Source organism: Brevundimonas sp. PWP3-1b1, assembly GCF_049896065.1.
Lineage (GTDB): Bacteria > Pseudomonadota > Alphaproteobacteria > Caulobacterales > Caulobacteraceae > Brevundimonas > Brevundimonas intermedia_B.
The window spans coordinates 135,673-152,817 of sequence record NZ_JAFCTO010000001.1 but is presented as its reverse complement, the minus strand read 5'-3'; the positions used below and the strand labels follow the sequence as shown (position 1 = coordinate 152,817).

22 protein-coding genes are annotated in these 17,145 nt (G+C 68.7%); 14 read left to right on the top strand and 8 right to left on the bottom strand.

What is annotated here, in order from left to right:
• Positions 1–57: 57 nt before the first annotated feature.
• Positions 58–573, bottom strand: a complete 516-nt coding sequence (locus ACP69V_RS00710) for a hypothetical protein (RefSeq protein ID WP_346495794.1) — start codon at positions 571–573, stop codon at positions 58–60.
• Positions 574–747: 174 nt separating this feature from the next.
• Between ACP69V_RS00710 and ACP69V_RS00705 the strand changes: the two genes are divergently transcribed.
• Together ACP69V_RS00705 and ACP69V_RS00700 are read left to right on the top strand one after the other, a co-directional pair.
• Entirely contained in the window at positions 748–1,950 is a 1,203-nt protein-coding gene (locus ACP69V_RS00705) for a threonine ammonia-lyase (protein ID WP_426022247.1), read from the top strand.
• On the top strand, positions 1,931–2,446 hold the full coding sequence (locus ACP69V_RS00700; RefSeq protein WP_426018675.1) for an FKBP-type peptidyl-prolyl cis-trans isomerase: 516 nt from the start codon (positions 1,931–1,933) through the stop codon (positions 2,444–2,446). Before ACP69V_RS00705 ends, ACP69V_RS00700 begins: the two co-directional genes overlap by 20 nt.
• 340 nt (positions 2,447–2,786) lie before the next feature.
• Here ACP69V_RS00700 and queG read toward each other — a convergent pair whose 3' ends face one another.
• Both queG and ACP69V_RS00690 read right to left on the bottom strand, forming a co-directional pair.
• Complete coding sequence (queG, locus tag ACP69V_RS00695; protein ID WP_426022246.1) at positions 2,787–3,914, bottom strand: tRNA epoxyqueuosine(34) reductase QueG; 1,128 nt, start codon at positions 3,912–3,914, stop codon at positions 2,787–2,789.
• Between the two features lie 172 nt (positions 3,915–4,086).
• A complete protein-coding gene (locus ACP69V_RS00690) occupies positions 4,087–4,635 on the bottom strand; it encodes a DUF2239 family protein (protein ID WP_426022245.1) in 549 nt (182 codons plus the stop codon).
• Positions 4,636–4,693: 58 nt separating this feature from the next.
• On the opposite strand from ACP69V_RS00690, the gene ACP69V_RS00685 reads away from it, so the two are divergent.
• Positions 4,694–5,029, top strand: coding sequence for a GIY-YIG nuclease family protein (locus tag ACP69V_RS00685; protein ID WP_426022244.1), 336 nt, complete (start codon positions 4,694–4,696; stop codon positions 5,027–5,029).
• 6 nt (positions 5,030–5,035) lie between these two features.
• Here ACP69V_RS00685 and ACP69V_RS00680 read toward each other — a convergent pair whose 3' ends face one another.
• Complete coding sequence (locus ACP69V_RS00680; RefSeq protein ID WP_426022243.1) at positions 5,036–5,722, bottom strand: glutathione S-transferase family protein; 687 nt, start codon at positions 5,720–5,722, stop codon at positions 5,036–5,038.
• A 61-nt stretch (positions 5,723–5,783) separates the two neighbouring features.
• On the bottom strand, positions 5,784–6,788 hold the full coding sequence (locus ACP69V_RS00675) for a cation diffusion facilitator family transporter (RefSeq protein WP_426022242.1): 1,005 nt from the start codon (positions 6,786–6,788) through the stop codon (positions 5,784–5,786).
• Between the two features lie 130 nt (positions 6,789–6,918).
• Between ACP69V_RS00675 and ACP69V_RS00670 the strand changes: the two genes are divergently transcribed.
• The 10 genes from ACP69V_RS00670 to accD all read left to right on the top strand — a co-directional run bounded on the left by ACP69V_RS00670 (position 6,919) and on the right by accD (position 14,572).
• The gene (locus ACP69V_RS00670; RefSeq protein ID WP_426022241.1) at positions 6,919–7,719 is read left to right on the top strand and encodes an undecaprenyl-diphosphate phosphatase; all 801 of its coding nucleotides are present in this window, start codon (positions 6,919–6,921) and stop codon (positions 7,717–7,719) included.
• Between the two features lie 208 nt (positions 7,720–7,927).
• The gene (locus ACP69V_RS00665) at positions 7,928–8,839 is read left to right on the top strand and encodes a class I SAM-dependent methyltransferase (RefSeq protein ID WP_426022240.1); all 912 of its coding nucleotides are present in this window, start codon (positions 7,928–7,930) and stop codon (positions 8,837–8,839) included.
• Between the two features lie 166 nt (positions 8,840–9,005).
• Entirely contained in the window at positions 9,006–9,755 is a 750-nt protein-coding gene (locus ACP69V_RS00660; RefSeq protein ID WP_426022239.1) for a pseudouridine synthase, read from the top strand.
• Between the two features lie 18 nt (positions 9,756–9,773).
• A complete protein-coding gene (locus ACP69V_RS00655) occupies positions 9,774–10,037 on the top strand; it encodes a type II toxin-antitoxin system Phd/YefM family antitoxin (RefSeq protein WP_112863437.1) in 264 nt (87 codons plus the stop codon).
• Complete coding sequence (locus ACP69V_RS00650) at positions 10,034–10,447, top strand: type II toxin-antitoxin system VapC family toxin (protein WP_426022238.1); 414 nt, start codon at positions 10,034–10,036, stop codon at positions 10,445–10,447. The genes ACP69V_RS00655 and ACP69V_RS00650 overlap by 4 nt, the downstream gene beginning before the upstream one ends.
• The gene (locus tag ACP69V_RS00645; RefSeq protein WP_426022237.1) at positions 10,444–11,085 is read left to right on the top strand and encodes a phosphoribosylanthranilate isomerase; all 642 of its coding nucleotides are present in this window, start codon (positions 10,444–10,446) and stop codon (positions 11,083–11,085) included. The genes ACP69V_RS00650 and ACP69V_RS00645 overlap by 4 nt, the downstream gene beginning before the upstream one ends.
• Before the next feature lie 77 nt (positions 11,086–11,162).
• Positions 11,163–12,365 carry a tryptophan synthase subunit beta gene (gene trpB / locus ACP69V_RS00640; protein WP_426024012.1) on the top strand — a complete coding sequence of 401 codons (1,203 nt, stop codon included), beginning with the start codon at positions 11,163–11,165 and terminating at the stop codon, positions 12,363–12,365.
• Positions 12,362–12,832: a hypothetical protein gene (locus ACP69V_RS00635; RefSeq protein WP_426022236.1), complete on the top strand. Its 471-nt coding sequence runs from the start codon at positions 12,362–12,364 to the stop codon at positions 12,830–12,832. Before trpB ends, ACP69V_RS00635 begins: the two co-directional genes overlap by 4 nt.
• The gene (gene trpA / locus ACP69V_RS00630; RefSeq protein WP_426022235.1) at positions 12,829–13,671 is read left to right on the top strand and encodes a tryptophan synthase subunit alpha; all 843 of its coding nucleotides are present in this window, start codon (positions 12,829–12,831) and stop codon (positions 13,669–13,671) included. Before ACP69V_RS00635 ends, trpA begins: the two co-directional genes overlap by 4 nt.
• 10 nt (positions 13,672–13,681) lie before the next feature.
• On the top strand, positions 13,682–14,572 hold the full coding sequence (gene accD, locus ACP69V_RS00625; RefSeq protein WP_426022234.1) for an acetyl-CoA carboxylase, carboxyltransferase subunit beta: 891 nt from the start codon (positions 13,682–13,684) through the stop codon (positions 14,570–14,572).
• Here accD and ACP69V_RS00620 read toward each other — a convergent pair.
• Positions 14,527–14,970, bottom strand: a complete 444-nt coding sequence (locus ACP69V_RS00620; protein ID WP_426022233.1) for a DoxX family protein — start codon at positions 14,968–14,970, stop codon at positions 14,527–14,529. The genes accD and ACP69V_RS00620 overlap by 46 nt on opposite strands.
• 36 nt (positions 14,971–15,006) lie before the next feature.
• On the opposite strand from ACP69V_RS00620, the gene ACP69V_RS00615 reads away from it, so the two are divergent.
• Entirely contained in the window at positions 15,007–16,293 is a 1,287-nt protein-coding gene (locus ACP69V_RS00615; RefSeq protein WP_426022232.1) for a bifunctional folylpolyglutamate synthase/dihydrofolate synthase, read from the top strand.
• A gap of 181 nt (positions 16,294–16,474) precedes the next feature.
• Here the strand turns inward: ACP69V_RS00615 and ACP69V_RS00610 are convergent, their stop codons facing one another.
• On the bottom strand, positions 16,475–16,672 hold the full coding sequence (locus ACP69V_RS00610; RefSeq protein WP_425986237.1) for a hypothetical protein: 198 nt from the start codon (positions 16,670–16,672) through the stop codon (positions 16,475–16,477).
• Between the two features lie 74 nt (positions 16,673–16,746).
• Positions 16,747–17,082 (bottom strand): thioredoxin, encoded by a 336-nt coding sequence (gene trxA, locus ACP69V_RS00605; RefSeq protein WP_135193854.1) that lies wholly within the window; start codon positions 17,080–17,082, stop codon positions 16,747–16,749.
• Positions 17,083–17,145: the final 63 nt, after the last annotated feature.

The window sequence follows — 17,145 nt, the reverse complement described above, 5'->3', positions numbered from 1 at the left end:
CAGAAGATGGCGATCCGCGTTACCGGGGTCGCATCTTCGTGAGAACAGGCGTGGGGGTCACAGGGTGACGGCGACGACCCGGCCCCCGCGCGTCTGGACGTGGCGCATCAGCACCAGAGGCGCATCGCCCGCCGTCACCGGCACGATCAGGAACCAGCCGCCGTCCGGCAGGCCGTCGAAGCGGACGCGGCCGTTCTCGCAGCGTTCGGAGCGGACATAGCCGCTGTAGTTGGCGTTGGCGTCCGGCACGGTGCGGGCGCGGACCACGGCGGCGGGGACGGCCGCGCGCTCGGTCGAGCCATACAGGGTGCGGAAGCGGGCGCGGGTGTAGGGGGTGTCGGGCGTCAGGCCGGCCGAGCCGACGCAGGCGAAGGTCTTGCCGTCCTGGGCGAAGGCGATCTGGCCTTCGATGCTGTTGCGGCCGGGCGCCTGGGACCAGCCGAAATCGCCTTCGTCGAAGGCCGCAGGCCCGGCATAGGGCAGGCCGCCTCCGGTCGTGGGGGCGCAGGCCGAAAGGGCGGCGGCGGTCAGGGCGAGGGCGAGGCCTGGGGCGGCGAAGGGGCGGATCGACATGGGCTTTCCTCCGGGGGATTTCGCGGTCGGGGGGACGACGCGCCCACTATCGCAGACCCGGCCTCCCACTTCCACGGTCAAGACGCCCGCCTCTGGACCCGGACCCGACAACGCGCGAAACAGGCCCGAACAACGCGCCCCTTCGTCGAGGCGCGACAGCTCGGAAACGCCCGCATGACCGTCACCTTCGCCGACATCCAAGCCGCCCGCGCCCGGATCGCAGGCCAGGTCGACCATACCCCGACCCGCTATTCCAGAAAGCTGTCGCAGCTGACCGGGGCCGAGGTCTGGGTCAAGTTCGACAACCTGCAATTCACCGGCAGCTTCAAGGAGCGCGGCGCCCTGAACCGCCTGCTGATGCTGAGCCCCGAGGAGCGCAAGCGCGGCGTGGTGGCGGCCAGCGCCGGCAACCACGCCCAGGCCCTGGCCTATCACGGCGGGCGGCTGGGGGTGCCGGTGACCATCGTCATGCCGGAGGGCACGCCCTTCGCCAAGATCAACGGCACCCGGTCGCACGGGGCGACCGTGGTGATCGAGGGGCTGGACTTCACCGGCTCGACCGAGGCGGCCCAGCGGCTGGAGGCGGAGAAGGGCTATGTCTTCGTCTCGGCCTTCGACGACGCGGGGATCGTGGCGGGCCAGGGGGTCTGCGCCATCGAGTTCCTGGAGGATGCGCCGGACATCGAGGCGCTGCTGATCCCCATCGGCGGGGGCGGGCTGATCGCCGGCTGCGCCATCGCGGCCAAGGCGATGAAGCCGGACATCAAGGTGTTCGGGGTCGAGGCGGCGCGCTATCCGTCCTTCACCGCGCGGCGGGCGGGCCTGCCGCCGGTCTGCACCGGCCAGACCATCGCCGAGGGCATCGCCATCAAGGCGGTGGGCGACATCCCCTTCGCCCTGGCCGACCCGCTGGTGGACGAGGTCTTCGTCTGCGAGGAGGCGGACTTCGAACGGGCCGTGGCCCACTATGTCACCTATGAGAAGACGGTGTCTGAGGGGGCCGGCGCCGGCGGTCTGGCGGCCCTGCTGGCCTATCCCGAGCGGTTCAAGGGGATGAAGGTCGGGCTGGAGCTGTGCGGCGGCAACATCGATGCGCGGATGCTGGCCGTGGTGCTGAACCGCGAGATGGTCCGTGAACGGAGGTTGCTGGTTTACCGCATCCTGGGCGACGACCGGCCGGGCATGCTGTCGGCCATGGCGGCGGTGATCGGCGGCCTGGGCGGCAATATCATCGACGTGGTCCACAACCGTCTGGCGCTGGACGTGCCGGCCAAGGGCGCCGAGTTCGACATCATGGTCGAAACGCGCGATAGCGCCCACGCCGACGAGATCGGCGAGGCCTTGAAGGAACGCGGCTATGAACTTCGGATGGGGTAAGGCGGCAGTCGTCGCCGCGCTGCTGCTGGCGGGCTGCGGCCAGGCCGAGCCGGTCGATCCGAACGCGGGCAAGGCCGAGGCGGTCGCCTTCATGACCGAGAACGCCAAGGCCGACGGCGTCGTGACCCTGCCCAGCGGCCTGCAATACAAGGTGGTGCAGGCGGGGCCGGCCAGCGGCGTCAGCCCGGACCGCAACGACCTGGTCAAGGTCGATTACGAGGGCAAGCTGGTCGACAACAGCGTGTTCGACAGCTCGTTCGCGCGCGGGGCGCCGGCGGTGTTCACACCGGAAGAGGTGGTCAAGGGTTGGACCGAGGCGCTGCAGAAGATGCGCGTCGGCGACGAGTGGCTGCTCTATGTGCCGCCCGAGCTGGGCTATGGCGAGCGCTCAAGCCCCAAGATCCCGGCGAATTCGGTGCTGATCTTCCGGCTGAAACTGCTGGACGTGGCCAAGGTGCCGGGCGGCGGATCGGGTGTCGGCACGGCGATGGGGTGATCCCAGCGATCCGGCTCCTCCCCACTTCGTGGGGAGGTGGCGCGGCGCCGCTTGGCGACGTGACGGAGGGGTTCTGCGACGCGTCACAGACGCCTGTGGGACTTCAAGAGCCCCTCCACCACGCTACGCGCGGTCCCCCTCCCCGCGAAGCGGGGAGGAGACGAAAAGTGCACTGCAAATTTTTTGAGTGCACTTTCGTGCAGATTTTTGCGAGCGGTTTGCAGTTCCCCGGCGGATGTCAAAGACCAGGCGGGCAGTATAGCCCAGCGCGCGAGGGCGGCAGGGTAGCGGTCGCTGGTCCCGATCAGGGCCTTGAAATCGCTGCGGTTCGTCGCGGCGATTATGCGGGTTGAGGCGTTTGCGCCCGGCGCCATTCGGCCAGGACCTGGGGGTCGGTCTCCATCGTCGCGCCGGACAGGGCCGCGAACTCGGCGGGCGGCGTCAGTCGCGACAGGGCCCAGACGGCGGCGCCGCGCACCAGGGGCGAGGGATCGGCCAGAAGGGCCTGCGTCGGGGCGATCAGGGACGCGTCGCCCGAGTTGCCGACGGCGTAGAGGACGTTCCGCAAGAAGCGGTCGCGGCCGATCCGCTTGACCGGGCTCTTGGTGAACAGGGCGCGGAAGGCGGCGTCGTCCAGCGCCAAGAGGTCGTGCAGGCGCGGGCTTTTGAAGGCCTCGCGGGGCGCCAGCCGGATCTCGCGGGCTTCCTGGGCGAACTTGTTCCACGGACAGACCGCCAGGCAGTCGTCGCAGCCATAGATGCGCGATCCGGTCAGGGTGCGGAACTCGACCGGCCAGGGGTCGGCGAACTCGATGGTCAGGTAGGACAGGCAGCGCCGGGCGTCGAGCTGGAACGGGGCGGGGAAGGCGTTCGTCGGGCAGGCGTCCAGACAGGCGGTGCAGCGGCCGCAGTGTTCGGTCTCGGCCGCGTCCGGTTCGATCTCGGCGGCGGTCAGTATGGTCCCCAGGAACAGCCAGTTGCCGTGGGTGCGGCTGAGCAGATTGGTGTGCTTGCCCTGCCAGCCCAGTCCGGCGCGCTGGGCCAGGGGTTTCTCCATCAGGGGGGCGGTATCGACGAAGACCTTGATGTCGGCGCCGTTGCGGGCCGCGATCTGACCCGCCAGCTGTTTCAGCCGGCCCTTGATGACCTCGTGATAGTCGTCGCCGCGCGCATAGACCGAGATGTATCCGGCCGAACGGTCGGCCAGCTGATCCAGCGGATTGTCCTCGGGGCCGTAGTTCATGCCCAGGACGATGGCGGTCTTCGCTTCGTCCCACATGGCGGTGGGGTGCTGGCGACGGTCAAGGGTCGTTTCCATCCACTCCATGTCGCCATGCCGGCCCTCGTCCACGAAACGCCGCAGCCGCTCGCCCGCCGGCCAGGCGTCGGCCGCCGAGGCGAAACGGCAGACATCGAAGCCGAGCTCGGCCGCGCGCTGGCGGATGAAGGTTTTCAGGCGATCGGACACGGGCGGGGGATAGCATGAAGTCTCCTCCCTGCGGAGCGGGGAGGTGGCGCGGCGCGTCTTCGCGCCGTGACGGAGGGGTTCTTCACCGCATCACAGGCGCCTTTGGGACTTCAAGAGCCCCTCCACCGCTTCGCGGTCCCCCTCCCCACTGCGTGGGGAGGAGACGACATCGTCATTCCCCTGATGCGGCCTCGCCGTCGAACAGATCCAAAATCTGGGCGCGGATGTCCGTGGCCCAAGGCGTGATCAGGGCGGTCAGCCGGTCGCGGTCGCCGGCGAACAGGGCGCGGCTGGCCTCTTCGAAGTCGGGGGCGTCGCCGGCCATCTCGACCATGAAGCCATAGGCGGCGTCGGTGCGGCGACGGCGCGCGTCGGCGTCCGCGCCGGTCTTGCGGGCCTGCTCCACCAGACGACGCAGGGCGGCCGAGGCGCCGCCGGGCTGGGTCGCCAGCCAGTCCCAGTGGCGGGGCAAAAGCGTGACCTCGCGCGCGGCGACCCCCAGGCGCGGCCGCCCACGCCGGGGCGGCGAGGCGGGCTCGGATGTCTTGGTGCGGAGGTCCAGATCGACCGGACGGCCGGTTTCGAGGTCGAACACCCGAAGCGTCGGCTGGGCCGAGGCGGAGAGGGCGGCGCGAAAGGCGGAGGACACGACGGCGTCGGAGCCCCTGGCGATGCGGTTGGGGCCGTCGAACAGCACCAGGTCGCGATCCTCGTCACTCATCTATTTACCCGGATAAAATCACGTGCCATATTTATACCCGGATAAATAGGAGAAGGCCATGACGCCGGCAAGTCGCAAGCTGAAGATCGCGGAATACAAGGAGCGGCCGACCATCGCCGGGGTCTTCGCCGTGATCTGCAGCGCGACGGGACAGGCCTGGGTCGGCAAGAGCCGCCACATCGACACCGAACAGAACGGCCTGTGGTTCACGCTGCGCCACGGCGGCAGTCCTTATCGGTCGCTTCAGGCGGCGTGGAAGGCGCATGCGCCCGAGGACTTTCGGTTCGAACAGCTGGACCGACTGCCGGAGGATGTCTCGGACCTGCGGCGCAAGGACGAACTGGTCAGCCGGGCGAAGCTGTGGATCGCGCGGCTGGGGGCGGAGGCGCTTTAGGGGCGCCTAGAAATCCAGATCCGCATACCAGGCCGACGGGGGCACGCCGACGAAGCGGTCCGCCAGCAGGGGGCGGAAGCAGGGGCGGGATTTGAGCTTGGAGTACCAGGTCTTCAGACCGGGCCAGTTCTTCCACTGGACCTCGCCGAAATAGTCCAGCACCGACAGGTGGGCGGCGGCGATCAGGTCGGCCTGGCTGAGGCGACGGCCGGCCAGCCAGTCGCGGGCGGCGACCAGATCCTCCAGCATGGCGAGGTGGGCTTTCAGGGCGTCGCGGCCCTCGCGCAGGGCGCGGGCCTCGGGCGGGCCGAGCTTGAGCAGGGGTTTCTCCATCCGCTCGTGCAGCAGGACGGCGTCGACCTCGTCCATGAAGCGACGCTCGAACCAGCCGGTCAGGCGCCGCGCCTCGGCGCGTTCGGCGGCGTCGGCGGGCAGCAGCAGGGGCGATTTCTGCTGATCCTCGATCCAGCCCAGGACGGCGGGCAGTTCGCACAGGACCAGGGGGCGGCCGCGATCCATCGTCTGGATCACCGGCGGCAGGCCGGACGGATTGAAGTCGTTGACCGGGCAGTCGGCCTCCCACGGACGGACCGGGGTGTCGGTCCATTCGATCCGCGCCTCGCCCAGCGCCAGGCGCGCGGCGCGCGAGGCGGGCTGGAAGGCGAAGTGGAAGAGAACGCAAGGGTCGGCCATCAGGGGTTGATGCGCCCCGACCCGTTAATGCGCGTTTACTGCATTGAAATTGGACGCAAGGTCAGGACCAGGGGCCCTTTGGCGCGGGGCCGGTCGGGGCCTCGACGGCCGGCCGTTCAGGCTCTGGCGCGGGCGTCGCGACGGCGGGAACGTCCGCCTGCAGACGGGTGCGACCGCGCGGGTCGGCGTGGATCAGGATGTCGGCCGTGGGGAAGAGGGCCAGCACCCGGTTCTCGGCCGCGACGACGATGGCGTGGGCGGTGTCCAGGGTCTGGTGGGCGTCCAGATCGACGTGCATCTGGATCATCATCACCTGGCCGGCCATGCGGGTGCGCAGCTGGTGCACGCCGAAGACTTGAGGATCGGCCAGGACGGCCTGGGTGATGGCGGCGCGGTCGGCCTCGGGCACGGCGCGGTCCAGCAGGTGGTCGGCGGCGGCCTTCAACATGCCGGTCGCGCCCCAGAACAGCCAGACGGCGACGACGATGCCGGCGGCCGCATCCAGGCCCGGCGCGCCCAGGAAGGCGCCCGAGATCACCCCGATCAGCACCACGACGTTGGCGGCCAGGTCTGCGGCGTAGTGGGCGCGGTCGCCGGCGACGGCGAGAGAGCCGGTCTTCTTCAACGCCCGGGTCTGCATCCACACCAGCCAGGCCGTGATGGCGATGGCGGCGACCATGACGCCGGTCGCCCATAGGCCCGAGGTGACGGGGCGCGGATCGAAGATGCGCTGCACCCCCTCCCAGGCGATGAACAGGGCCGAGGCGAAGACCAGGCCGGCCTGGACCAGGGTGGACAGGGCCTCGCCCTTGCCGTGACCATAGCGGTGGTTTTCGTCGGCGGGAGCGGCGGCCCAGCGCACGGCGAAGAAGGTGGTCAGGGACGCCGCCAAATCCAGCACCGAATCCGCCAGGGTCGCCAGGATGGAGACCGAGCCGGAGGCGCCGAGCGCGAACGCCTTCATCGCGATCAGCACGACCGCGACCCCCACCGACAGGCGGGTGATGCGGCGGGTGGCCAGGTTGGCGTCTTCCAGAGGCGCAGGTGCGGGGGCGGGCGTCGTCATATGCGGCCTCTTCTCGCGCAATCATGGCGGAAAGCCAACCGCTCGCCGTCCCTCGCCTAATCGGGGACGATTGCGCTAAGGCAGGGGCGAACCGGGCGCGTCGTGATCCCGGACCTGTTTCGGGGTTTTCATGTCGGACTGGCTGGCGGCCATCATCCTGGGTCTGGTCGAGGGGCTGACCGAGTTCATTCCGGTCTCGTCCACGGGCCATATGCTGCTGCTGGGCCATTTCATGGGCTTCGAGAGTTCGGGCAAGACGTTCGAGATCGTGATCCAGCTGGGCGCCCTCTTGGCCATCATCAGCGTCTATTTTAGACGGCTGTGGGCGCTGGCGACGCGCTGGCCGTTCGATCCGGAGGCGCGGCGGTTCCTGATCGGCCTGCTGGTCGCCTTCGCGCCCGCCGTCGTGATCGGCTTCCTAGCTTACGACTACATCAAGACGGTGCTGTTCGACACGCCGCAGGTGGTGTGTGTGGCCCTGATCGTCGGCGGGGTGATCCTGCTGGCTCTGGACCGGATGGACAAGCGGCCCAAATGGCTGGACGCCGAGGCCTATCCGATGCGGATCTATTTCCTGATCGGCCTGTTCCAGTGCCTGGCCATGATCCCCGGCGTGTCGCGGTCCGGCGCCACCATCGCCGGCGGCCTGCTGCTGAAGACCGACAAGCGGTCGGCGGCCGAGTTCAGCTTCTTTCTGGCCCTGCCCACCATGGGGGCGGCGGTGGCCTATGACCTGTTCAAGAACCACAAGACGCTGGATTTCAGTGACGTGGGCCTGATCGTCGTGGGCTTCGTCGTGGCCTTCCTCTCGGCCCTGGCGGTGGTGCGGTTCCTGCTGGATTTCGTGTCCAGGCGCGGCTTCGGCGTCTTCGCCTGGTGGCGGATCGTGGTCGGGGTCGTGGGGCTGGCGCTGCTGCAGGCGGGGTTCTGAGCATCAATAGGCCGTCACCCTCGGGCTTGTCCCGAGGGCCTACGGTCAGGCGATCTCGATGGCCTGAAGTTTCGGCGCCTTTGCGAAATGGCGTTGGCGAGTGTCCGCATTTGCAGTGGGCCCTCGGGACGAGCCCGAGGGTGACGGGATTGGGGGGAGGGCTGTCCCCCGGCTGGCGATTTTCGCCTTCACCCTCTAAGGGCGGGGCATGACCACGCTTCTCTATGGCCGCCCGCCTGTCGTTTTCGATCCGCCTGGCGATGCCACCCAGACCTCGCCCCTGATCCCGGATTCCGCCGCGCTGGAGGCACAGGACCCCGGCTCAGCCGATACGGTGATGATCTACGCCCCGCCCGGCGTGCTGGAACGGCGCTATGTCCTGGCCCTGGCGCTGAGGGCGCTGAAGGTCGGCGGGCGGCTGGACGTGATGGCGCCCAAGGACAAGGGCGGGTCGCGCCTGGGCAAGGAGCTGAAGGCGTTCGGCGTCGAGGTCGCCGAGACGGCCAAGGCCCACCATCGCCGCTGCATCGTCTTCAAGCCCGAGACGGCGCAGGGGCTGGACGCGGCGATCGACGCCGCCATCGCCGCGGGCGGGCCGCAGTTCGTGCCGGGGCTTGAGGCCTGGTCGCAGCCGGGGATTTTCGCCTGGGACCGGATCGACGCGGGGTCGGCGCTGCTGGCCGAACACCTGCCGCCGATGAAGGGCGAGGGGGTCGATCTGGGTTGCGGCTATGGCGCCCTGTCGATCGTGGCGCTGCGTTCGCCGGCGGTGACCAAGCTGAAGCTGGTCGATCTTGATCGCCGCGCCATCCGCGCCGCGCGCGAGAACGTCACGGATGAGCGGGCCAAGGTCTGGTGGTCCGACGCCCGCACCCTGGAGGCAAAGGGCGACAAGGATTTCGTGGTCAGCAACCCGCCCTTCCACGACGGCGGGGCCGAGGACCGGCGTCTGGGCCAGGCCTTCATCCGCAAGGCGGCCGAACTGCTGAAGAAGGGCGGTGTCGCCTGGGTCGTCGCCAACCGGCACCTGCCCTATGAGGCGGAGCTGAATGCGGCGTTCAAGCGGGTGCGGCTGGTCGCCGAGGCGGGCGGCTACAAGCTGTTCGAGGCGGTGAAGTGACGCGCTCTTCTCTGAGCCGTCATCCTCGCCCTTGTGGCGAGGATCCAGACTCCCGGTGTTCGAGGGGAGCGTTGTCTGCCGACGCATCGGGAGTCTGGATCCTAGGGACAAGCCCTAGGATGACGGGTTTGGGGTGGATGACGGATGTGGGTGTGGGGGTGAACGCATGAGCAAGACCCCCACCTCTCGCGTGGACCGTCTGCTGGGCTCGATGGGCTATGGCTCGCGGGCCGAGATGGCGCGGATGGCCAAGGCGGGCGGGATCGTGCTGGACGGGGCGGATCTGACGGATGTGTCCAAACGCATCCCGGTGACGCGCGACCTGCCCACGCGGATGGAGATCGACGGCGAGCCGCTGGACCCCGTGCAGGGGCTGGTGATCATGCTGAACAAGCCGCTGGGCATGACCTGTTCGCACAAGGAAGAGGGGGCGCTGGTCTATGACATCCTGCCGGGACGGTGGCGGGCGCGCGATCCGGCCATTTCGACGATCGGGCGGCTGGACAAGCAGACGACGGGCCTGCTGCTGCTGACCGACGACGGCGACCTGTTGCACCGGGTGATTTCGCCCAAGCGCCATGTGACCAAGGTCTATCGCGCCGGGCTGGCGCGGCCGCTGGTGGGGACGGAAGGTGAGTTGTTCGCCGCCGGGGAGCTGGTGCTGGAGGGCGAGGACAAGCCGCTGGCGCCCGCTGTGCTGGAGGTGGTGTCCCCGACCGAGGCCCTGCTGACGGTGACCGAGGGGCGCTATCACCAGGTGCGGCGCATGTTCGCCGCCGCCGGCAACCATGTCGAGATCCTGCACCGCGAACGAATGGGCGGGCTGGCCCTGCCGGCCGATCTGGCGCCGGGACAGTGGCGGCTGCTGAGCCCGGAAGAGATCGCGTCGATCTTTGTGGAACCGGCGGGCGGCTGATTGGACTTTTGGCGGCAGATGGCTATCTTGATGGCCATGTCCAGCTACTCCGTCGCCGAAGCCAAGAACAACCTGCCCAAGCTGCTGGATCGCATGCTGGCGGGCGAGGCCGTGACCATCACGCGGCGCGGCGTGCCGATCGCGCGGCTGGAGCCGGCGCAGGAGGTCGTTCCGACGTCGGGGCCGATCGATGTCGAATGGTTCAAGCGCGTTCGCGTGAAGCCTACCGTCCCGATGGATTCGGTCACGCTCGTGCGGATGATGCGGGACGAAGAGATTTGACGGTCTATCTGGACACCAGCGTGCTGGTGTCGCTCCTGCATGAGGATCATCACACCGTCCGCGTCCTGGAGTGGGCAGGGCATGTCGATGATCTTGTCTTGAGCACCTGGACCGCGACCGAGTTCACTTCCGCCTTGTCTGTGCAGTCGCGCATGAAGCGATTGATTGACCGCGACCGTCGTAAGCTCGAACTCGAACTCGATCACTGGTTATCGACACGAGTCGTGCTGGACGTGATGAACAGCGACATCGTCGCCGCGCGCCGACTGGTCAGAAACGACGTTAGGCTGCGCGCGCCCGACGGCATCCATCTCGCCCTTGCCGTGCGGCACGGCTTCGTTCTGGCAACCCTTGATACGGATATGGCTGCGGTCGCGACCGACATCGGCCTGACGGTGATCGTACCATGACGACCGCAATAAAAATCTGTGGCCTGATCACGCCGGACACCCTGGACGCCGCGCTGGACGGCGGGGCGGATTTCGTGGGGGCGGTGGTGTTTGCGAAAAGCCCCCGGCATCTGGCGCCCGAGGCGGCGGCGCGTCTGTTCAAACGGGCGCGGGGGCGAGCGAAGATCGTGGCGGTGACGGTGGACCCGGACGATGCCTTGCTGGATGAGATCGCGCGGGTGTTGCGGCCCGACTTCGTCCAGTTGCATGGGGCGGAGACCCCGCCGCGGGCGGAACGGGTGCGGGCCCTGACCGGGACGGGGGTGATCAAGGCCCTGCCGATCCGGCACGGCGACGACTTCGCCGCCGCCGACGAATGGGATTATCACGCCGATCACTTGATGTTCGACGCCAAGCCGCCCGAGGGGTCGGTGCTGCCCGGCGGGGTGGGGCATAGTTTCGACTGGACCCTGCTGGCGGATCGGGTTTTTCGCCACGACTGGTTCCTGGCGGGGGGGCTGAACCCGGACAATGTGGCCGAGGCGCTGAGGATCACCGGGGCGCCCATGATCGATGTGTCCTCTGGCGTGGAAAGCGCGCCGGGTGTTAAGGACGCCGACCGGATCGCGGCCTTCATCCAAAACGCGCGCCGGACGTAATTACGACGCCTCCCCGCGTGAAAGTTGGACTCGTGAACGCTCAAACCCCCATCCAGACCCCGACCCCAGGCCAGCCGCTGTCCAACGCCTACGCCTGGCCGGACGCGCAGGGTCGGTTTGGGCCCTATGGCGGGCAGTTCGTGGCCGAGACCCTGATGCCGCTGATCCACGAGCTGGACGCGGCCTATAAGGCGGCCAAGGCGGATCCGAGCTTCCAGGCCGAGCTGGACGGTTTCCTGACCCATTACGTCGGTCGCGAAAGCCCGCTGTATTTCGCCGAGCGGCTGACCGAACATTTCGGCGGGGCGCGGATCTGGCTGAAGCGCGAGGACCTGAACCATACGGGCGCGCACAAGATCAATAATTGCATGGGCCAGATCCTGCTGGCGCGGCGTATGGGCAAGACCCGGATCATCGCCGAGACCGGCGCCGGTCAGCATGGCGTGGCGTCGGCGACGGTGTCGGCGCGGTTCGGCCTGCCCTGCACCGTCTATATGGGCGCGGTGGACGTCGAGCGACAGCAGCCGAACGTGTTCCGCATGCGCCTGCTGGGCTCGGAAGTCTTCTCGGTCACGGCGGGCGCCGCGACCCTGAAGGACGCGATGAACGAGGCGATGCGCGACTGGGTGACCAACGTCTCGGACACCTATTACATCATCGGCACGGCGGCGGGTCCGCACCCCTATCCGGCCATGGTGCGCGATTTCCAGTCGGTGATCGGCAAGGAGATCAAGGCGCAGTCGATGGCGCGGATGGGCAAGCTGCCCGAGGCGGTGGTCGCCTGCATCGGCGGCGGATCGAACGCCATCGGCGCCTTCCACCCCTTCATCGAGGACGAGGCCGTGCGCCTGATCGGCGTCGAGGCGGCGGGGCATGGGCTGGATACGCCGGACCACGCGGCCTCGCTGAAGGGCGGGCGTTCGGGCGTGTTGCACGGCAACCGGACCTATCTGCTGCAAGACGAGGACGGCAATATCGTCGAAGGCCATTCGATCTCGGCCGGGCTGGACTATCCCGGCATCGGGCCGGAACACGCCTGGCTGCATGACATCGGCCGGGCGGAATATCGTTCGGCGACCGACAACGAGGCGCTGGAGGCGTTCCAGCTGTGCTCGAAGCTGGAAGGCATCATCCCGGCGCTGGAACCAGCCCACGCGCTGGCGCGGACGGGCGAAGTGGCGCGCGAAGTCGGCAAGGGCGGCGATGTCGTGCTGCTGATGTCGGGCCGCGGCGACAAGGACATCTTTCAGGTCGCCAAACATCTGGGAGTGGAACTGTGATCCGTAGTCTGCTGGCGGCGACCGCCGTCTTGAGCCTCGCGACCGCCGCTCAGGCCCAGACGCCGTCGCCCGCGCCCCCTGCACAGCAGGGCGGCCCGGCCGATGTCGGCCTGTCGCCGGGTGCGGAGCTGTCGGCCGATTGCGGCGGACTGAACAATCTGGCCGGCCGGGCGTATTGCGTGACCGCGCAACTGGGCCAGATCGGCGCCCTGGCCGACGCCTATATCGCCGATCTGGAGACGAAGGGCTGGCTAGCGGCGGGCGGGGACGAGAACCGCGTGGTCCTTATCAAGCGCCGCGAGGCCGGCGGCTGCGACGGCATGCAGATGGTCGCCTTCTACGACACCTCCAAGACCGCCGTCGCCGAACTGCCCGCCTATCTGGGCTTCGCCACCATTCCAGGCGACGTGTGCGCGGCTGCTGCTGCGACCCCGCCTGCCGCTCCCGCCGGATCGCCGCCGCAATGACCACCGCCCGTATCGACGCCCGTTTCGCCGCGCTGAAGGCCGAGGGCCGTGCGGCCTTCATTCCCTATGTGATGGGGGGCGATCCGTCGCGCGAGGAGGCGCTGGCGATCCTGAACGGCCTGCCCGCCGCCGGGGCCGACATCATCGAACTGGGCTTTCCGTTCAGCGACCCGATGGCCGAGGGGCCGCCGATCCAGCGGGCGGCGATCCGGGGCATGGCGGCCGGGTTCGGCCTGCGCTCGACCATGGATCTGGCCAAGGAATTCCGCAAAGGCGACGACGCGACACCGATCGTGCTGATGGGTTATCTGAACCCGATCGAGAGCCTGGGCTATGACGCCTTCGCCGCCTATGCGGCCGACTGCGGTATCGACGGCCTGATCGTGGTGGACTGCCCGCCGGAAGAGGCCGGGCCGCTGATCGCGGCGCTGGACAAGGTGTCGATCTCGCTGATCCGGCTGGCGACCCCGACCTCGGACGACGCGCGGTTGAAGATCGTGGTCCAGGGCACTTCGGGCTTCGTCTACTACGTCGCCGTTGCGGGCGTGACGGGCGTCAAGGAGGCCAACGCCGAGGTGGTGGCGCCGGCGGTGGAACGGGTGCGCAAGGCGTCGGGCCTGCCGGTCGCGGTCGGGTTCGGTGTCAAGACGCCGGAGCGGGCGGCCGAGATCGCGCGGGTGGCCGATGCGGTGGTGGTCGGCTCGGCCCTGGTGGACGAGGTGGCGGCCGCGCTGGAGGCCAATGAGCCCGCCGCGCCGCGCGTTCTGGCCCGGGTCAAGGCCCTGGGCGACGCGGTTCGATCGGTCGTCAGTAGTGCTTCCGCCGCGGAAACCGTCTAAGAGCCAGGCCATGGTCGACAAGAACAAACCTCAGGAAAAGCGCGGCGGTTGGCTGAGCCGTTTCGCGCCCGGCGTCCGCAAGATCGTGTCGCGCCGCGACACCCCCGACAATCTGTGGGTCAAGGATCCCGATAGCGGCGAGATGCTGTATCGTTCGGATCTGGAGGCGTCCCTGTGGGTGACGCCGTCGGGCCGTCACATGCGGATCGATGCGCCGACGCGCCTGAAGGCCACCTTCGACGGCGGCGTCTATGAGTCCATCGACACGCCGGACGTGCCGGAAGATCCGCTGAAATTCTCGGACGGCAAGTCCTACAAGGATCGCCTGAGCGCCGCGCGCAAGGCGGCGGGTCGCAAGGACACCATGGCCATCGGCTATGGCGTCGTCGGCGGCCAGGAGGCCGTCGTCATCGTTCAGGATTTCACCTTCATGGGCGGGTCGCTGGGCATGGCGGCGGGCGAGGCCTTCATCAAGGCGGCGCGCGAGGCCGTGGCCCGCAAGGTCCCGATGATCTGTTTCACCGCCGCCGGCGGCGCGCGGATGCAGGAAGGCGCCCTGTCGCTGATGCAGATGGCGCGCACGACCCTGGCCATTGAAGAGCTGAAGGACGCCAAACTGCCCTACGCCGTGGTCCTGACGGACCCGACGACGGGCGGGGTGACCGCCTCCTACGCCATGCTGGGCGACGTGCACTTGGCCGAGCCGGGCGCCCTGATCGGCTTCGCCGGTCCGCGCGTGATCGAGGCCACCATCCGCGAGAAACTGCCGCCGGGCTTCCAGCGCGCCGAATATCTGCAGGAAAAGGGCATGGTGGACCGAGTCGTGACCCGCGCCGACCTGCCGCGCACCCTGGGTCAGATCCTCTCCATGCTGATGGGCGGGACGCGCGCCGCCGCCTGAGACCGCCTGAAGGGCCAGTCGATCGCGGTCGAGGCCCACAGGCACCACCAGACGATGACCGGCTGAAGCAGCAGGCGCGGGCCGTGATAGGCCCAGCCTAACCCTACGCCCGTCGTCAGGCCGTGGACGGCGTGCTGGATGTTGGCTGGATAGACGCAGACGCAATAGAGGGCCAGGGCCCAGCCGGCGACGACACGCAGGCGCGGGATCATCAGCCCCGCCGCGCCCAACAGCTCGGCTATCCCCGTCAGCGCCACGACCTGGGCAGGGTCCGACACCCAGTGCGGTGTGATCCGCACGAACGGGCCGGGAACCGTCAGATGCAGCACGCCGGCGCCCAGGAAGACGGTCGCCAGGACGATGCGGGCCGCCGTTCTGATGTGCGGCCTGGAAGTCATGTCGCGGTTCTCGAAATCAGGGGCTAAAGGAGGCGGATGGATCCCGTCTCCGAACGTCTACGTGCGCGCCACCCCCAGCGGATCGACCTGTCGCTGGAAAGAATGCGCGTGTTGTGCGCCGCCCTGGGCGATCCTCAACACAAGTTGCCGCCGGTCATCCATGTGGCGGGCACCAACGGCAAGGGCTCGACCGTCGCTTTGATCCGCGCCATCGCCGAGGCGGCGGGGCTGAAGGTCCATGCCTATACCTCGCCCCATCTGGTGCGGTTCAACGAGCGGATACGGCTGGCCGGCAAGCTGATCGAGGACGAGGCGCTGAACGCCATCCTGGACCGGATCGAGGCCGTGATGGCGGATACGGACAGCGAGGCCACGGTGTTCGAAAGCACCACCGCCGCCGCCTTCCTGGCCATGGCGGAGACGCCGGCCGACCTGGCCATCATCGAGGTCGGGCTGGGCGGGGTGCTGGACGCGACCAATGTGATCGAACGGCCGCTGCTGAGCGTGATCACCCCCGTCGATTACGACCATGCGGAGTTCCTGGGCACGGACCTGGCGGGGATCGCCTCGGAGAAGGCGGGCGTGCTGAAGGCCGGGGCGCCGGCCGTGATCGCGCGACAGCGCGAAGAGGCGATGGCGGCCATCGAACGCCGCGCCGCCGACGTCCATGCGCGGCTGACGGTGCTGGGGGTCGATTTCGACGCCTGGGCCGAGCGGGGCGGCCTGGCGTTCCAGACGGCCGAACTGTTCATGGACCTGCCGGCGCCGGCGCTGGCGGGGGCGCACCAGATCGACAATGCGGCCTTAGCCGTGGCGGCGGCGGTCGAGTTGGACCTGCCCGAGGCCGCGATCGCCGAAGGGCTGAAGGCCGTGCGCTGGCCCGCGCGGCTGCAGCGGATTTCGGCCGGACCTTATGGCGAGGCGGCACGGGCGGCGGAGGCAGAGCTGTGGCTGGACGGGGGGCACAATCCCCATGCCGCAAAGGCCCTGGCGGCGTTTCTGGCCGAGCGTCAGGCGCGGGCGCCGCGTCCCCTGGCCCTGATTTGCGGCATGCTGTCGAACAAGGATGCGGGCGGGTTCTTCGCCGCGTTGAAGGACAGCCAGGCGACGGTCTTCACCGTCGGCTTCGACGGCGCGGCGGCCGATCCCGTGGCTTTAGCGGCCGTGGCGCGCGGGCACGGGCTGGCGGCGACCCCGGCGGGATCGGTGGGCGACGCGCTAGACCTGGCGCTGCGCCTAGGCGCCGGCCGCGTGGCCATTTGTGGGTCTCTGTATCTGGCGGGCGAAGTGCTGGGCGCCAGCGAACAGACTTGGCCGGACTAGGCGCCGGATTTTCCCTCCCCCCGCGGGGGAGGGCGGTCGAGCCGAAGGCGAGACCGGGTGGGGACGGCAGAGCGACGCCCCACGGACTGCTCTTCAGTCAAGCAAGTGCGGCTTTGCCGGGCCGCCCCCACCCTGATCGCTTCGCGATCGTCCCTCCCCATGAAGGGGAGGGAGAGTCGTTCTATTTGCTCATCCAGGGACGCGACTTGCCGGCCGCGATGCGGGCGTTCTGTTCGCGCTGGAAACGGCCGCCGCGCGGGGCCTGCGGCCGGCCGTCGAGCTTGGCGTTCTTCAGGCGCAGGGCGCGCTGGACGGGGGTCTCGCCGGGAATTTCCTCGTCAGAAATAGGGGCGGGGATGGGGGTGTCGTCGTCGCTCATGGCGGCATCCTAGCACGAAAAACGCCCGCCGGTCGGGACCGGCGGGCGTTTGATCTTCACAGCGGTCGAAAGGATCAGGCGTCGGCCTTGACGCCGGCTTCGGCCAGCCATTCGACGATCTTGCCCTTGGGCATGGCGCCGACCTTCATCGAGGTCATCTGGCCGTCCTTGAACAGCATCAGGGTCGGGATGCCCTTCACGCCCAGCTTGGACGGGGTCATGGGGCTGTCGTCGATGTTGATCTTGGCGACGGTGACCTTGCCGCCCAGTTCGTCGGCGATCTGTTCCAGCGCCGGGCCAATCTGTTTGCAGGGGCCGCACCATTCGGCCCAGAAGTCCACCAGGACGGGGGTCGAGGATTTCAGGACGTCAGCGTCAAAGCTTTCGTCCGTGACTTTTACAGTCGCCATGAATGGCTCCTTGGGGCGCGGTCGCCGGGCCCGCAGGGGCGAGCGGTTTGAGCGCATGTTGAT

What these genes read in the sequence shown, in the direction of transcription:
- ACP69V_RS00710 (WP_346495794.1), bottom strand. Translation starts at nt 573, where the DNA reads ATGTCGATCCGCCCCTTCGCCGCCCCAGGCCTCGCCCTCGCCCTGACC.
- ACP69V_RS00705 (WP_426022247.1), top strand. Translation starts at nt 748, where the DNA reads ATGACCGTCACCTTCGCCGACATCCAAGCCGCCCGCGCCCGGATCGCA.
- ACP69V_RS00700 (WP_426018675.1), top strand. Translation starts at nt 1,931, where the DNA reads ATGAACTTCGGATGGGGTAAGGCGGCAGTCGTCGCCGCGCTGCTGCTG.
- ACP69V_RS00690 (WP_426022245.1), bottom strand. Translation starts at nt 4,635, where the DNA reads ATGAGTGACGAGGATCGCGACCTGGTGCTGTTCGACGGCCCCAACCGC.
- ACP69V_RS00685 (WP_426022244.1), top strand. Translation starts at nt 4,694, where the DNA reads ATGACGCCGGCAAGTCGCAAGCTGAAGATCGCGGAATACAAGGAGCGG.
- ACP69V_RS00680 (WP_426022243.1), bottom strand. Translation starts at nt 5,722, where the DNA reads ATGGCCGACCCTTGCGTTCTCTTCCACTTCGCCTTCCAGCCCGCCTCG.
- ACP69V_RS00675 (WP_426022242.1), bottom strand. Translation starts at nt 6,788, where the DNA reads ATGACGACGCCCGCCCCCGCACCTGCGCCTCTGGAAGACGCCAACCTG.
- ACP69V_RS00670 (WP_426022241.1), top strand. Translation starts at nt 6,919, where the DNA reads ATGTCGGACTGGCTGGCGGCCATCATCCTGGGTCTGGTCGAGGGGCTG.
- ACP69V_RS00665 (WP_426022240.1), top strand. Translation starts at nt 7,928, where the DNA reads ATGACCACGCTTCTCTATGGCCGCCCGCCTGTCGTTTTCGATCCGCCT.
- ACP69V_RS00660 (WP_426022239.1), top strand. Translation starts at nt 9,006, where the DNA reads ATGAGCAAGACCCCCACCTCTCGCGTGGACCGTCTGCTGGGCTCGATG.
- ACP69V_RS00655 (WP_112863437.1), top strand. Translation starts at nt 9,774, where the DNA reads ATGGCTATCTTGATGGCCATGTCCAGCTACTCCGTCGCCGAAGCCAAG.
- ACP69V_RS00645 (WP_426022237.1), top strand. Translation starts at nt 10,444, where the DNA reads ATGACGACCGCAATAAAAATCTGTGGCCTGATCACGCCGGACACCCTG.
- trpA (WP_426022235.1), top strand. Translation starts at nt 12,829, where the DNA reads ATGACCACCGCCCGTATCGACGCCCGTTTCGCCGCGCTGAAGGCCGAG.
- accD (WP_426022234.1), top strand. Translation starts at nt 13,682, where the DNA reads ATGGTCGACAAGAACAAACCTCAGGAAAAGCGCGGCGGTTGGCTGAGC.
- ACP69V_RS00620 (WP_426022233.1), bottom strand. Translation starts at nt 14,970, where the DNA reads ATGACTTCCAGGCCGCACATCAGAACGGCGGCCCGCATCGTCCTGGCG.
- ACP69V_RS00615 (WP_426022232.1), top strand. Translation starts at nt 15,007, where the DNA reads ATGGATCCCGTCTCCGAACGTCTACGTGCGCGCCACCCCCAGCGGATC.
- ACP69V_RS00610 (WP_425986237.1), bottom strand. Translation starts at nt 16,672, where the DNA reads ATGAGCGACGACGACACCCCCATCCCCGCCCCTATTTCTGACGAGGAA.
- trxA (WP_135193854.1), bottom strand. Translation starts at nt 17,082, where the DNA reads ATGGCGACTGTAAAAGTCACGGACGAAAGCTTTGACGCTGACGTCCTG.